The organism is Pseudomonas sp. PVC-3-1 (assembly GCF_057444315.1).
The window spans coordinates 3,421,098-3,434,827 of sequence record NZ_CM172023.1 but is presented as its reverse complement, the minus strand read 5'-3'; the positions used below and the strand labels follow the sequence as shown (position 1 = coordinate 3,434,827).

The window sequence follows — 13,730 nt, the reverse complement described above, 5'->3', positions numbered from 1 at the left end:
CAAATGGAGCAGGCCTGCGATGGATCAGGACGTTAGCGCCCTCCTTCGCCAAGTATCGCCAGTGCACCGCCGAATCGGCCGCGCTGCCGATCACGAGCAGAATCCAAGCCTGAGGAGAATGTCATGCCCGCAGTGGATAGCCTGAACAGCCTGCGCACCCTGGAGGTCGCCGGCAAGACCTATCACTACTACAGCCTGCCTGAAGCGGCGAAGAGTCTCGGAGACCTGGGCAAGCTGCCCATGTCCCTGAAAGTCCTGCTGGAAAACCTGTTGCGCTGGGAGGACGACAACACCGTCACCGGCGACGATCTCAAAGCCCTGGCCAACTGGCTGAAGACCCGCAGCTCCGAGCGCGAGATCCAGTACCGCCCCGCCCGCGTGCTGATGCAGGACTTCACCGGCGTACCGGCGGTGGTCGACCTGGCCGCCATGCGCGACGCCATGGCCAAGGCCGGCGGCGACCCGCAGAAGATCAACCCGCTGTCCCCGGTCGACCTGGTCATCGACCACTCGGTGATGGTCGACAAGTTCGCCAGCCAGTCAGCCTTCGCGCAGAACGTCGAGATCGAGATGGAGCGCAACGGCGAGCGCTACGCGTTCCTGCGCTGGGGTCAGAACGCCTTCGACAACTTCCGCGTGGTGCCGCCGGGCACCGGCATCTGCCACCAGGTCAACCTGGAATACCTGGGGCGCACCGTCTGGACCAAGGACGAGGACGGCCGCACCTACGCCTTCCCCGACACCCTGGTCGGCACCGACTCACACACCACCATGATCAACGGCCTTGGCGTGCTCGGCTGGGGCGTGGGCGGCATCGAGGCGGAAGCGGCCATGCTCGGCCAGCCGGTATCGATGCTGATTCCCGAGGTGATCGGCTTCAAGCTCACCGGCAAGCTGAAGGAAGGCATCACCGCCACCGACCTGGTGTTGACCGTCACCCAGATGCTGCGCAAGAAAGGCGTCGTCGGAAAATTCGTCGAGTTCTATGGCGATGGGCTCGCCGATCTGCCGCTGGCCGACCGCGCCACCATCGCCAACATGGCCCCGGAATACGGCGCCACCTGCGGCTTCTTCCCGGTAGACGACATCACCCTGGGCTACCTGCGCCTGTCTGGCCGCCCAGAGGACGCCGTCAAGCTGGTGGAGGCCTACAGCAAGGCCCAGGGCCTGTGGCGCGAAAAAGGCCACGAGCCGGTGTTTACCGACTCCCTGCAACTGGACATGGGCGACGTCGAGGCCAGCCTCGCCGGGCCCAAGCGCCCGCAGGACCGTGTCGCCCTCGGCCAGGTCAGCCAGGCCTTCGATGACTTCCTCGGCCTGCAGATCAAGCCCGCCTCCACCGAGGAGGGCCGCCTGCTCAGCGAGGGGGGCGGTGGCGCTGCCGTGGGCGCAGCAGCCCAGACCGGCGAGGCCGACTACCAGCACGACGGCCACACCTATCGGCTGAAGAACGGCGCCGTGGTGATCGCCGCCATCACCTCCTGCACCAACACCTCCAACCCCAGCGTGATGATGGCCGCCGGCCTCCTGGCGAAGAAGGCACTGGAGAAGGGCCTGCAGCGCAAGCCCTGGGTGAAGAGCTCATTGGCTCCCGGCTCCAAGGTCGTGACGGATTACTTCCGCGCCGCCGGCCTGACCCGCTATCTGGATGAGCTGGGCTTCGACCTGGTGGGCTACGGCTGCACCACCTGCATCGGTAACTCCGGCCCGCTACTCGACCCCATTGAGAAGGCCGTGCAGCAGGCAGATCTGACCGTCGCCTCGGTGCTCTCGGGCAACCGCAACTTCGAGGGCCGTGTGCACCCGCTGGTGAAAACCAACTGGTTGGCCTCGCCTCCGCTGGTGGTGGCCTACGCCTTGGCCGGCACCGTGCGTACCGATCTGACCAAGGACCCGCTGGGTACCGGCAAGGACGGGCAACCGGTCTATCTGAAGGATATCTGGCCGACCCAGCAGGAAATCGCTGACGCCGTGCAGAAAGTCGACACGGCGATGTTCCACAAGGAGTACGCCGAAGTCTTCCAGGGCGACGAAAAATGGCGCGCGATCCAGGTGCCGGATGCCAAGACCTACACTTGGCAGGGCGACTCCACCTACATCCAGCATCCGCCGTTCTTCGAACACATCGCCGAGGCGCCGCCGAAGGTCGAGGATATCCAGGGTGCCAGTATTCTCGCGGTGCTGGGCGATTCGGTGACCACCGACCACATCTCCCCTGCCGGCAATATCAAGAAGGACAGCCCGGCCGGGCGCTACCTCAGTGAACACGGCGTGGCCTACGCCGATTTCAACTCCTACGGCTCGCGCCGTGGGAACCATGAGGTGATGATGCGCGGCACCTTCGCCAATATCCGTATCAAGAACGAAATGCTCGGTGGCGAGGAAGGCGGCAACACCCTCTACGTCCCCACTGGCGACAAGCTGGCTATCTACGACGCCGCCATGCGCTATCAGAAGGACGGCACCCCGCTGGTTATCGTCGCCGGCAAGGAGTATGGCACCGGCTCATCCCGCGACTGGGCGGCCAAGGGCACCAACCTGCTGGGCGTAAAAGCGGTGATCGCCGAAAGCTTCGAGCGTATCCACCGCTCCAACCTGGTAGGCATGGGCGTACTGCCGTTGCAGTTCAAGGACGGCCAGGACCGCAAGGCGCTGAAACTGACCGGCAAGGAGGTGCTGAGCATCAGCGGTCTGTCAGGCCAACTGAAGCCCCACATGAACCTCAAGGTCACGGTGAAGCGCGAGGACGGCAGCCAGGACAACTTCGAGGTGCTCTGCCGTATCGACACCCAGAACGAAGTCGAATACTTCAAGGCCGGCGGCATCCTGCACTACGTGCTGCGCAGCCTGATCTAGCTCGGCTGGAATGAACGCGGCGGCCTGCAACGGGCCGCCGCCTTCCACTTTCGAAGCACTTCGAGTGACCCATGGCTATGGGCCATCGTCAGCCTACCGGCGTCACCCTTTTGTCATTATTTCTGTGATTGCCATCAAATTTTCGATCCGGCGGCCGATAAGCTGGACAGACGTACCATTTCGCCTTTTCCGAGATCCCAGCCTGATGCGCAACAACCAGCCGATCACCCAGCGTGAACGCACCTTCCCCGCCGAACAGCGGCTGATTTCCACCACCGACGCCCGCGGCGTGATCAGTTACGCCAACGAGGCCTTCACCACCATCAGCGGTTTTTCCCGCGAGGAACTGGTCGGCGCGGCGCACAACCTGGTGCGCCATCCGGACGTGCCACCCGCCGTATTCGCACACATGTGGGCGACTCTGAAGAAAGGTCGGCCATGGATGGGCATCGTCAAGAACCGGTGCAAGAACGGCGACCACTACTGGGTCAGCGCCTACGTCACGCCTATCTACGAGCGCAACGAGATCGTCGGCTACGAATCGGTGCGGGTGAAACCCAGCGCCGAACAGGTGCGCCGCGCCGAAGCGCTGTACGCGCGGATCAATGCCGGCAAGTCGGCTATCCCTGCTCGCGACCGCTGGCTGCCGTTGCTGCTGGACTGGCTGCCGTTCATCCTGATCGGTCAGATCGGCTTCCTCATCGGCGTCTGGCTGAACTCCCACTGGGGCTTCCTGCTGGCCGCCCTGCTCTCGATCCCGCTGGGGCTCGCCGGCCTCGGCTGGCAGCAGCGCGGCCTCAAGCGCCTGCTGCGCCTGGCCGAGCAGACTACCTCGGACCCGCTGATCGCGCAGATGTATACCGACAGCCGTGGCGCCCAGGCGCGCCTGGAAATGTCCATCCTGAGCCAGGAAGCCCGGCTGAAGACCTGTCTGACCCGTCTGCAGGACACCGCCGAAACCCTCACCGAGCAGGCCCGCGAAGCCGACTCCCTGGCCCACCACAGCTCCGCCGGGCTGGACCGACAGCGCCAGGAAACCGAGCAGGTGGCGACCGCCGTCAACCAGATGGCCGCCACCACCCAGGAAGTGGCCGATAACGTGCAGCGCACCGCCGATGCCACTCGCCAGGCAAACGACCTGACCACCGAAGGCCGGCAGATCGCTGCCGAAACCCGCGAGGCCATGCAGCGCCTTTCCAACTCCGTGGGCGAAACCGGTGAAGCGGTCAGCCAACTGGCACGCGACAGCGAGCAGATCGGCGGCGTGGTGGATGTGATCAAGGGCATCGCCGACCAGACCAACCTGCTGGCCCTCAATGCCGCTATCGAAGCCGCGCGTGCTGGCGAAATGGGTCGCGGCTTCGCCGTGGTCGCCGACGAGGTTCGTTCGCTGGCTCAGCGCACTGCCGAGTCGACCGGACAGATCCACCAACTCATCGCCAATCTGCAGAACACCGCCACCGAAGCGGTGCGCGCCATGGACTCTGGTCGCCGTCAGGCCGACGAAGGCGTGGAGCGTGTGCTGCAGGCGGACAGCGCGCTGGTCGGTATCAGTGACGCAGTGGCCAATATCACCGAGATGACCACGCAGATCGCCGCCGCCGCGGAGGAACAAAGCGCCGTGGCCGAAGAAATCAACCGCAACATCAGCACCATCGCCAACCTCGCCGACCAGACCTCCGGCGAAGCGCAGCGCACTGCCCTGCTCAGCGAGGAGCTGACGCAGACTGCGCACCGCCAGTATTCGCTGGTGGAGCGGTTCAACCGCTGAGGCCATTGCCGCCCGCGGCGGCAACTGTAGGAGCGAGCTTGCTCGCGAACCCGGTCCCGTCGCGGAGCTGTTCGCGAGCAAGCTCGCTCCTACAGCGCATACCCACCCGCAGCACTCAGCCGGCTACTTGAAATCCCACTGCATTTGCGCCGGGATGCTCACATCCCGCGAGGACTGCACACACACGTCCACGTAATCGGTGAAGCGCGGCGGTGCGGCAATGCCTTCGTCCAGCAGGCGCTGGTTGTCGAACAGGTAGTTGAGGTCAGCAAAGCCGCTGTACAGGCGCAGTGCACGCAGCACCAGGCGCGGGTTGGCCTTGCCGATGCGGCTTTCGAAACTGCCGGCCAGCTCGCGCAAATCCTCCGAACTGACCTTTCTATAACGCTGGCCCACCGGCGCTTCGCCACGGGCGTCGGCATAAGCCTGGTCGATTTCGCCGAAGGTGCATGCCGAACCGTGGCCAGCGGAGATGTGATAGAGGCTGTGGTTCAGCGTCGGCTTGAGCGCCAGAGCGACCAGCGCTTCAGCGCAGTAGTCGACCGGAATCACGTCGATCTGCTCGTCCAGGCCACAGGTGAAACTCTCCAGGGCAAAGCCCATGCGAAACACCCAGAAGATGCTCCCCGAGGCTCGGCAACCCAGCTCGCGATGCCCGACCACGATGGAGGGGCGCGCCACCACCAGTGGCAGGCCAGGCAACTCTTCGCGCATCCGCCGTTCGATTTCGGCCTTGGAGGCGGTGTAGTCCACCAGTTGCTCGTCGCTGTCCGGGAAGTCCCAGGACTCGCGCACCGGTGACTCGCGCTGCGGACCGCAGCACATTGCGGTGCCCACGTGCAGGAAGCGCTTGAGGTTGCGCGACTGGCTGAGCAGCTTGGCGAAGGCGAAGGTGCCTTCGACGTTTACCGGCCAGATGCTCGGGTTCTTCGAGAAGGAAGCGACGGCAGCGCAGTTGATCACCTGCTCCACGCGCATCAGGCGGGCACGCTCGCCCTGCATCCAGGCGGTGTCGAGCAGGTCACCACAGAGGATCTGGCTTTCCTGCAGGCTCTCCAGCGCCGTCTCCGATACGCAATGCAGGCGCAGGTTGTCGAGCAACCGCTCCAAGCCCTGAGCGGGGGATTCGGCACGGACCAGGAATAACAGCGCCGGCGTATGACCATCAGCGATCAGGTGCGCAGCGACGGAGCCGCCGAGGAAGCCGGTGGCGCCAGTCAAGAGCAGGCTGTGCGCGGCGCCGGGGGAGAATCGGTAGGGTTGGGTGGCAATGCGTTCAGCGTATTGGGGGTTCATGGCAGCTTTCGGCCTGTCCTCTGGAAGCGGGGTGTCGACTGCTGGGAGTCGACGCCGGCGAGGATAGGAGGGCCTGCCTTAAGGACCGATTAGGGCAATAGAAACGCTTCGATTTTCGCGGCCGCGTTCTCCAGATGCTGCTCGTGGGTCAGCCCGGAGGCCTTGAGCGGCTTGAGGTCATGGTCGCCGGCTGCCAGCCAGTGGAGTTGGATCGCCGGCGACAGCGAGTAGCCCTGGACCGTGGATCGGTCGCCCAGCGCATCGCGCTCGCCCTGGACGATCAGGGTCGCCGTCTTCAACTCGGCGAGGTGGGCGACACGCGGCTTCTCCGGCTTGCCGGCTGCATAGAACGGGTAGCCGATACAGACCAGCGCGTCCGCGCCCAACTCGTCCGCCAGCAGGCTGGCCATGCGTCCCCCCATGGATTTGCCGCCAATCGCCAGCTTGCCGGGCACCTCGGAGCGAACCTGCGCATAAACCTGCCGCCAGCACTCAAGCAACTGCTTCTGCGGATTCGGCGGGCGCCGCTTTCCATCCTCGCGGCGCATAGCCATATAGGGGAACTCGAAGCGCACCACCGAGATACCTCTTTCAGCCAGGCGTGCGGCGATGTCATCCATGAACGGACTGTCCATTGGCGCCCCCGCTCCGTGCGCCAGAACCAGCGTTGCCGACAGTTCGCGATGTGCCGGGTTCCGCAGCAGCGACAAAGGACCGCAGGCGCCCGCGACAGGGGTCTCAGGCGCCAATTGATCCGAATCAATATTCCGAGAGGTGCCTTTATCCATCCTTCACTCCGCTAATTCCGAATTAGTACCTATCCCAAGGGGGAGGGGCGGCATACGCCGTAAGCCGTAAAAAACCTGCCGGGATGGGCATAGCCCATAACCGTGGATGGAAGCCCATAAATGAGCACAACCAATCAGACCGCTTATAACTATAAGGTGGTCCGCCAGTTCGCCATTATGACAGTGGTGTGGGGGATCGTCGGCATGGCCGTCGGTGTCCTGATCGCCGCTCAACTGGTGTGGCCGGACCTTAACCTCGGCTTACCGTGGACGAGCTTCGGCCGCCTGCGTCCGCTGCATACCAACGCGGTGATCTTCGCCTTCGGCGGCTGCGCACTGTTCGCCACCAGCTACTACTCGGTGCAGCGTACCTGCCAGACCCGCCTGTTCGCTGGCCCGCTCGCTTCCTTCACCTTCTGGGGTTGGCAGCTGGTGATCCTGTGTGCCGCCATCACCCTGCCGCTGGGCTACACCTCCTCCAAGGAGTACGCCGAGCTGGAGTGGCCGATCGACATCCTGATCACCATCGTCTGGGTTTCCTACGCCATCGTCTTCTTCGGCACGCTGATGAAGCGCAAGACCAAGCACATCTATGTGGGCAACTGGTTCTTCGGCGGCTTCATCCTGACCGTGGCGATCCTGCACGTGGTCAACAACCTGGAAATCCCGGTCAGCCTGACCAAGTCCTACTCCCTGTACTCGGGCGCCACTGACGCCATGATCCAGTGGTGGTACGGCCACAACGCCGTGGGCTTCTTCCTGACTGCCGGCTTCCTGGGGATGATGTACTACTTCGTTCCGAAGCAGGCCGAGCGTCCGGTCTACTCCTATCGCCTGTCCATCGTGCACTTCTGGGCGCTGATCGCCGTCTACATCTGGGCCGGCCCGCACCACCTGCACTACACCGCTCTGCCGGACTGGGCGCAGTCGCTGGGCATGGTGATGTCCCTGATCCTGCTGGCTCCGAGCTGGGGTGGCATGATCAACGGCATGATGACCCTCTCCGGCGCCTGGCATAAGCTGCGCACCGACCCGATCCTGCGCTTCCTGGTGGTGTCCCTGGCCTTCTACGGCATGTCCACCTTCGAAGGCCCGATGATGGCCATCAAGACCGTCAACGCCCTCTCCCACTACACCGACTGGACCATCGGCCACGTACACGCTGGCGCCCTGGGCTGGGTTGCCATGGTTTCCATCGGCTCCCTGTACCACATGATCCCGAAGGTCTTCGGCCGCGAGCAGATGCACAGCGTGGGCCTGATCAACACCCACTTCTGGCTGGCCACCATCGGCACCGTGCTCTACATCGCCTCCATGTGGGTCAACGGCATCACCCAGGGCCTGATGTGGCGCGCAGTGAACTCCGACGGCACCCTCACCTACTCCTTCGTCGAAGCCCTGGCCGCCGGCCACCCCGGCTTCATCGTGCGGATGATCGGTGGTGCCATCTTCCTGCTGGGCATGCTGGTCATGGCCTACAACGTCTGGCGCACCGTAGCGGCCGCCAAGCCGGCCGAAATGCAAGCCGCGGCGCAGATGGCCTGAGGAGTCCGACATGAAACACGAAGTACTTGAGAAAAACGTCGGCCTGCTGGCCCTGTGCATGGCCGTCGCCGTGAGCATCGGCGGTCTGACCCAGATCGTCCCGCTGTTCTTCCAGGACGTGACCAATACCCCGGTGGAAGGCATGAAGCCCTACACCGCCCTGCAACTGGAAGGCCGCGACGTCTATATCCGCGAAGGCTGCGTGGGCTGCCACTCGCAGATGATCCGTCCGTTCCGCGCCGAGACCGAGCGCTACGGCCACTACTCCGTCGCCGGCGAAAGCGTCTGGGACCACCCGTTCCTGTGGGGCTCCAAGCGTACCGGCCCGGACCTGGCCCGCGTCGGCGGCCGCTACTCGGACGACTGGCACCGCGCGCACCTGTACAACCCGCGCAACGTGGTACCGGAGTCGAAGATGCCCGCCTACCCCTGGCTGGTCGAGAACAAGCTCGACGGCAAGGACACAGCGAAGAAACTGGAAGTGATGCGTGTCATGGGCGTGCCCTACACGGACGACGACATTGCTGGCGCCAGCGATGCAGTCAAAGGGAAGACCGAAATGGACGCGGTCGTCGCGTACCTGCAGGTCCTCGGCACCTCCATCAAGAACAAGCGGTGACAGCATGGATATCGGGACCATTCGCGGCCTCGGCACCGTCATCGTGATGGTGGCCTTCGTCGGCGTACTGCTCTGGGCTTACGGCGGCAAACGCAAGGAGCGCTTCGACGAAGACGCGCTACTGCCCTTCGCGGATGACCCGGTGGCCAAGCGGCACGCTGAGCAAGAGCAAGCTTCTAGGAGCAACAACGCATGACTACCTTCTGGAGTCTGTACATCACCGTTTTAACAGTCGGCTCGCTGATCGCCCTGCTGTGGCTGGTATTCGCCACCCGCAGCGGGCAGTCCTCGAACACCACCGACCAAACCATGGGCCACGCCTTCGACGGCATCGAGGAGTACGACAACCCACTGCCGAAATGGTGGTTCCTGCTGTTCGTCGGCACCATCGTGTTCGCCGCCGGCTACCTGGTGCTCTACCCGGGCCTGGGCAACTGGAAAGGCGTTCTGCCCGGCTACGACGGCGGCTGGACTCAGGACAAGCAATGGGAGCGTGAAGAAGCCCTGGCCAAGGAAAAATACGGCCCGATCTTCGCCAAATATGCTGCCATGTCGGTGGAAGAAGTCGCCAAGGACCCGCAAGCGATGAAAATGGGCGAGCGCCTCTTCGCCACCTACTGCTCCATCTGCCATGGCTCCGATGCCAAGGGCGCAGCAGGCTTCCCGAACCTGACCGACAGCGACTGGCGCTGGGGCGGCACCGCCCAGGACATCCAGACCACCATCCTCGGTGGCCGTCATGCCGCCATGCCGGCCTGGGGTGAAGTGCTGGGCGACAAGGGCGTGCAGGACGTGGCTGCCTTCGTCACCGCCAAACTGGACGGCCGCAAGCTGCCCGAGGGTGTGACTGCCGAGAACGTCGACAACGGTGGCAAGCTATTCGCCACCACCTGCGTCGCCTGCCACGGCCCGGAAGGCAAGGGCAACCCGATCATGGGTGCGCCTGACCTGACCCACCCGGGCGCCTTCATCTACGGCTCCAGCTACGCACAACTGCAGCAGACCATCCGTCACGGCCGCCAGGGCCAGATGCCGGCGCAGGAGCAGTACCTGGGCAAAGACAAAGTGCACATTCTCGCCGGTTACATCTACAACATTTCCGGCCAGGCGAAGTAAACTCCCCGCCCCCAACTCGCGCCCGCCAAAACGGGCGCGAGTTTCTTACCTCCGCAATATCGCGACGAAGTGTCGCACCCTCTCTATCTCCTTTCTTCACACCCTTCCGGTTCACGTCTAAGCTGAATTCCATTCGCAAACCTGCAATACGACTAACCTGACCCACTTCCCAGGTTGGTGCGAGCGAGCCGAAACGAGCGGCAAACAGCGGCGCAAAGCGCTCCGGAGCAGGCGTCAAACCGGCTTCGCGCCAAGGCCCGGCGCGTTGCAATGGCCTCCTGCTTTCTCCATACTTGCCGCCGTTTTTTTGTCCATAAAATCCAAAAACCGTGGAACCTTAGAATGAGCACAGCAATCAGTCCGACTGCTTATAACTATAAGGTCGTCCGCCAGTTCGCCATCATGACGGTGGTCTGGGGGATACTTGGAATGGGGGTTGGTGTTTACATCGCCTCACAGTTGGTTTGGCCCCAGTTGAACCTGGACCTTCCCTGGACCAGTTTCGGGCGCCTGCGTCCGCTGCACACCAACCTGGTGATCTTCGCCTTCGGCGGCTGTGCTCTCTTCGCAACTTCCTACTATGTCGTACAGCGCACCTGTCAGACCCGCCTGGTCTCTGACAGCCTCGCGGCCTTCACCTTCTGGGGTTGGCAAGCGGTAATCGTGCTGGCCGGCATCACCCTGCCGCTGGGCTACACCTCGTCCAAGGAGTACGCCGAGCTGGAATGGCCGATCGACATCCTGCTGGCCATCGTCTGGGTCACCTACGCACTGGTGTTCTTCGGCACCGTGATGAAGCGCAAGACCAAGCACATCTACGTGGGCAACTGGTTCTACGGCGCGTTCATCCTGGTCACCGCCATGCTGCACATCGTCAACAGCATGGAAATCCCGGTAACTGCCTTCAAGTCGTACTCGATCTACGCCGGCGCGACCGACGCGATGATCCAGTGGTGGTACGGCCACAACGCCGTGGGCTTCTTCCTGACTACCGGCTTCCTGGGGATGATGTATTACTTCGTTCCGAAGCAGGCCGAGCGTCCGATCTACTCCTATCGCCTGTCCATCGTGCACTTCTGGGCGCTGATCACCCTGTACATCTGGGCCGGTCCGCACCACCTGCACTACACCGCTCTGCCGGACTGGGCGCAGTCGCTGGGCATGGTGATGTCCCTGATCCTGCTGGCTCCGAGCTGGGGTGGCATGATCAACGGCATGATGACCCTCTCCGGCGCCTGGCATAAGCTGCGCACCGACCCGATCCTGCGCTTCCTGGTGGTCTCCCTGGCCTTCTACGGCATGTCCACCTTCGAAGGCCCGATGATGGCAATCAAGACCGTCAACTCCCTGTCGCACTACACCGACTGGACCATCGGCCACGTACACGCCGGCGCTCTGGGCTGGGTTGCGATGATCTCCATCGGCTCCCTGTACCACCTGATTCCGAAGGTCTTCGGTCGCGAGCAGATGCACAGCGTTGGCCTGATCAACGCCCACTTCTGGCTGGCTACCATCGGTACCGTGCTGTACATCGCCTCGATGTGGGTCAACGGCATCACCCAGGGTCTGATGTGGCGTGCGATCAACGCCGACGGCACCCTCACCTACTCCTTCGTGGAAGCCCTGCAGGCCAGCCACCCGGGCTTCATCGTCCGTGCACTGGGCGGCGCCTTCTTCGCCTCCGGCATGCTGCTGATGGCCTACAACACCTTCCGTACTGTGCGCGGTTTCAAACAGGCTGACGCCGATGCCGCTGCCCAGATCCCCGCTGTAGGAGCTCACTGATGAAGCACGAAGTAGTCGAGAAGAACATCGGCCTTCTGGCCTTCTTCATGGTCATTGCGGTGAGCATCGGCGGTCTGACCCAGATCGTTCCGCTGTTCTTCCAGGACGTCACCAACAAGCCGGTCGAGGGCATGAAGCCGCGCACCGCGCTGGAACTGGAAGGCCGTGACATCTACATCCGCGAAGGCTGCGTAGGCTGCCACTCGCAGATGGTCCGTCCGTTCCGCGCCGAGACCGAGCGCTACGGCCACTACTCCGTCGCCGGCGAAAGCGTCTGGGACCACCCGTTCCTGTGGGGCTCCAAGCGTACCGGTCCGGACCTGGCTCGTGTCGGCGGCCGCTACTCCGACGACTGGCACCGCGCGCACCTGTACAACCCGCGCAACGTAGTGCCGGAATCGAAGATGCCCTCCTACCCCTGGCTGGTGGAGAACAAGCTCGACGGCAAGGACACGGCGAAGAAAATGGAAGCCCTGCGTACGCTGGGCGTGCCTTACACCGACGAAGACATCGCCGGTGCCCGTGACGCCGTCAAAGGCAAGACCGAGATGGACGCTGTCGTCGCCTACCTGCAAGGCCTCGGCACCATCATCAAGAGCAAACGGTGACAGTGATGGATATCGGGACCATTCGCGGTATCGGCACGGTAGTAGTCATGGTCGCCTTCGTCGGCGTCCTGCTCTGGGCCTATGGTGGCAAACGCAAGGAGCGCTTCGACGAAGACGCCCTGCTGCCCTTCGCGGATGACCCGGTCGCCAAAAAGCACGTCGAGCAAGAGCAAGCTTCTAGGAGCAACAAAGAATGACAACCTTCTGGAGTCTGTACGTCACCGTACTTACCCTGGGCACCATCTTCGCCCTGGCGTGGCTGCTGTTCGCCACCCGTCGCGGTCAGCGCAACGAAGCCACCGATGAAACCGTAGGCCACGCCTTCGATGGCATCGAGGAGTATGACAATCCGCTGCCGAAGTGGTGGTTCATGCTGTTCGTCGCCACCTTCATCTTCGCCCTCGCCTACCTGGCCCTGTACCCGGGCCTGGGCAACTGGAAAGGCCTGCTGCCGGGCTACCAGGACAAGGCCGAATTCGCCAACGGCGAAAAAGGCTGGACCGGTGTGCACCAGTGGGAAAAGGAAATGGCCAAGGCCGATGAGAAGTACGGCCCGCTCTACGCCAAGTTCGGCGCCATGCCGATCGAAGACGTGGCCAAGGACGAGCAGGCCCTGAAAATGGGTAACCGCCTGTTCGCTTCCAACTGCTCCGTCTGCCATGGTTCCGACGCCAAGGGCGCCCACGGCTTCCCGAACCTGACCGACGCCGACTGGCGCTGGGGCGGCGAGCCGAAGGACATCATCGCCACCATCGAAGGCGGTCGCCATGCGGCCATGCCGGCCTGGGGCGAAGTCATCGGCGATGCCGGCGTTCACGACGTAGCTGCCTTCGTCACCACCAAGCTGGACGGCCGCAAGCTGCCCGAAGGCGTGACTGACGAGCAGGTCGCCAATGGCCAGAAGATCTTCGCCACCAACTGCGTGGCTTGCCACGGCGCTGAAGGCAAAGGCACTGCAGCCATGGGCGCACCGAACCTGACTCACCCGGCCGCGTTCATCTATGGCTCGAGCTTCGCCCAGCTGCAGCAGACCATCCGCTACGGCCGCCAGGGCCAGATGCCGGCTCAGCTGGAGCGTCTGGGCAAAGACCAGGTTCACCTGCTCGCTGCCTACGTGTACAGCCTGTCCCATGGCGAAGGTGAGAAGAGCGCCGAATAAGCCTCCCTCTCCTACACCCATAGCGACACCCAGCGGCGCCGGTTTCTACACCGGCGCCGCTCTATTTCTGGGTCCATAATTCCTTGCGCGACCAACTGTCGCACGGTTGCAACACCCTCCACGCCGTATCATTGTTAGGCGTGCAAGCATATTTCTGACCCTCTCGGCATGTATCGACAGGGCGCCC

12 protein-coding genes are annotated in these 13,730 nt (G+C 63.4%); 10 read left to right on the top strand and 2 right to left on the bottom strand.

All coding sequences use genetic code 11. The features are described 5' to 3' along the window. Positions 1-123 precede the first annotated feature (123 nt). Both acnA and AC2T4A_RS16120 read left to right on the top strand, forming a co-directional pair. Positions 124-2,856: an aconitate hydratase AcnA gene (gene acnA / locus AC2T4A_RS16125; protein WP_486741171.1), complete on the top strand. Its 2,733-nt coding sequence runs from the start codon at positions 124-126 to the stop codon at positions 2,854-2,856. Between the two features lie 205 nt (positions 2,857-3,061). Then, a complete protein-coding gene (locus AC2T4A_RS16120) occupies positions 3,062-4,627 on the top strand; it encodes a methyl-accepting chemotaxis protein (protein ID WP_416748214.1) in 1,566 nt (521 codons plus the stop codon). 123 nt (positions 4,628-4,750) lie between these two features. Here the strand turns inward: AC2T4A_RS16120 and cprA are convergent, their stop codons facing one another. Both cprA and AC2T4A_RS16110 read right to left on the bottom strand, forming a co-directional pair. Next, positions 4,751-5,923 carry a cationic peptide resistance protein CprA gene (gene cprA / locus AC2T4A_RS16115; protein ID WP_478378119.1) on the bottom strand — a complete coding sequence of 391 codons (1,173 nt, stop codon included), beginning with the start codon at positions 5,921-5,923 and terminating at the stop codon, positions 4,751-4,753. Between the two features lie 89 nt (positions 5,924-6,012). Continuing rightward, positions 6,013-6,711 (bottom strand): alpha/beta family hydrolase, encoded by a 699-nt coding sequence (locus AC2T4A_RS16110; RefSeq protein ID WP_486741170.1) that lies wholly within the window; start codon positions 6,709-6,711, stop codon positions 6,013-6,015. Positions 6,712-6,831: 120 nt separating this feature from the next. Here AC2T4A_RS16110 and ccoN (AC2T4A_RS16105) point away from each other — a divergent pair, with 120 nt between their 5' ends. The 8 genes from ccoN (AC2T4A_RS16105) (at position 6,832) to ccoP (AC2T4A_RS16070) (ending at position 13,543) form a co-directional block, all read left to right on the top strand. After that, complete coding sequence (gene ccoN / locus AC2T4A_RS16105) at positions 6,832-8,256, top strand: cytochrome-c oxidase, cbb3-type subunit I (protein WP_416748220.1); 1,425 nt, start codon at positions 6,832-6,834, stop codon at positions 8,254-8,256. A 10-nt stretch (positions 8,257-8,266) separates the two neighbouring features. After that, the gene (ccoO, locus tag AC2T4A_RS16100) at positions 8,267-8,875 is read left to right on the top strand and encodes a cytochrome-c oxidase, cbb3-type subunit II (protein WP_015477751.1); all 609 of its coding nucleotides are present in this window, start codon (positions 8,267-8,269) and stop codon (positions 8,873-8,875) included. Positions 8,876-8,879: 4 nt separating this feature from the next. Further along, positions 8,880-9,071: a cbb3-type cytochrome oxidase subunit 3 gene (locus AC2T4A_RS16095; protein ID WP_205336386.1), complete on the top strand. Its 192-nt coding sequence runs from the start codon at positions 8,880-8,882 to the stop codon at positions 9,069-9,071. After that, on the top strand, positions 9,068-9,991 hold the full coding sequence (gene ccoP, locus AC2T4A_RS16090) for a cytochrome-c oxidase, cbb3-type subunit III (protein WP_416748223.1): 924 nt from the start codon (positions 9,068-9,070) through the stop codon (positions 9,989-9,991). The genes AC2T4A_RS16095 and ccoP (AC2T4A_RS16090) overlap by 4 nt, the downstream gene beginning before the upstream one ends. Positions 9,992-10,333: 342 nt before the next feature. Next, positions 10,334-11,776 (top strand): cytochrome-c oxidase, cbb3-type subunit I, encoded by a 1,443-nt coding sequence (ccoN, locus tag AC2T4A_RS16085; protein WP_401032189.1) that lies wholly within the window; start codon positions 10,334-10,336, stop codon positions 11,774-11,776. Next, on the top strand, positions 11,776-12,384 hold the full coding sequence (ccoO, locus tag AC2T4A_RS16080; protein WP_017516817.1) for a cytochrome-c oxidase, cbb3-type subunit II: 609 nt from the start codon (positions 11,776-11,778) through the stop codon (positions 12,382-12,384). The genes ccoN (AC2T4A_RS16085) and ccoO (AC2T4A_RS16080) overlap by 1 nt, the downstream gene beginning before the upstream one ends. A gap of 5 nt (positions 12,385-12,389) precedes the next feature. Then, positions 12,390-12,581, top strand: a complete 192-nt coding sequence (locus AC2T4A_RS16075) for a cbb3-type cytochrome oxidase subunit 3 (RefSeq protein WP_024763940.1) — start codon at positions 12,390-12,392, stop codon at positions 12,579-12,581. Beyond that, the gene (gene ccoP / locus AC2T4A_RS16070) at positions 12,578-13,543 is read left to right on the top strand and encodes a cytochrome-c oxidase, cbb3-type subunit III (protein WP_054910515.1); all 966 of its coding nucleotides are present in this window, start codon (positions 12,578-12,580) and stop codon (positions 13,541-13,543) included. The genes AC2T4A_RS16075 and ccoP (AC2T4A_RS16070) overlap by 4 nt, the downstream gene beginning before the upstream one ends. Positions 13,544-13,730 lie beyond the last annotated feature (187 nt).

What these genes read in the sequence shown, in the direction of transcription:
- AC2T4A_RS16075 (WP_024763940.1), top strand. Translation starts at nt 12,390, where the DNA reads ATGGATATCGGGACCATTCGCGGTATCGGCACGGTAGTAGTCATGGTC.
- ccoN (WP_401032189.1), top strand. Translation starts at nt 10,334, where the DNA reads ATGAGCACAGCAATCAGTCCGACTGCTTATAACTATAAGGTCGTCCGC.
- ccoO (WP_017516817.1), top strand. Translation starts at nt 11,776, where the DNA reads ATGAAGCACGAAGTAGTCGAGAAGAACATCGGCCTTCTGGCCTTCTTC.
- ccoN (WP_416748220.1), top strand. Translation starts at nt 6,832, where the DNA reads ATGAGCACAACCAATCAGACCGCTTATAACTATAAGGTGGTCCGCCAG.
- acnA (WP_486741171.1), top strand. Translation starts at nt 124, where the DNA reads ATGCCCGCAGTGGATAGCCTGAACAGCCTGCGCACCCTGGAGGTCGCC.
- AC2T4A_RS16120 (WP_416748214.1), top strand. Translation starts at nt 3,062, where the DNA reads ATGCGCAACAACCAGCCGATCACCCAGCGTGAACGCACCTTCCCCGCC.
- ccoO (WP_015477751.1), top strand. Translation starts at nt 8,267, where the DNA reads ATGAAACACGAAGTACTTGAGAAAAACGTCGGCCTGCTGGCCCTGTGC.
- ccoP (WP_416748223.1), top strand. Translation starts at nt 9,068, where the DNA reads ATGACTACCTTCTGGAGTCTGTACATCACCGTTTTAACAGTCGGCTCG.
- AC2T4A_RS16110 (WP_486741170.1), bottom strand. Translation starts at nt 6,711, where the DNA reads ATGGATAAAGGCACCTCTCGGAATATTGATTCGGATCAATTGGCGCCT.
- AC2T4A_RS16095 (WP_205336386.1), top strand. Translation starts at nt 8,880, where the DNA reads ATGGATATCGGGACCATTCGCGGCCTCGGCACCGTCATCGTGATGGTG.
- cprA (WP_478378119.1), bottom strand. Translation starts at nt 5,923, where the DNA reads ATGAACCCCCAATACGCTGAACGCATTGCCACCCAACCCTACCGATTC.
- ccoP (WP_054910515.1), top strand. Translation starts at nt 12,578, where the DNA reads ATGACAACCTTCTGGAGTCTGTACGTCACCGTACTTACCCTGGGCACC.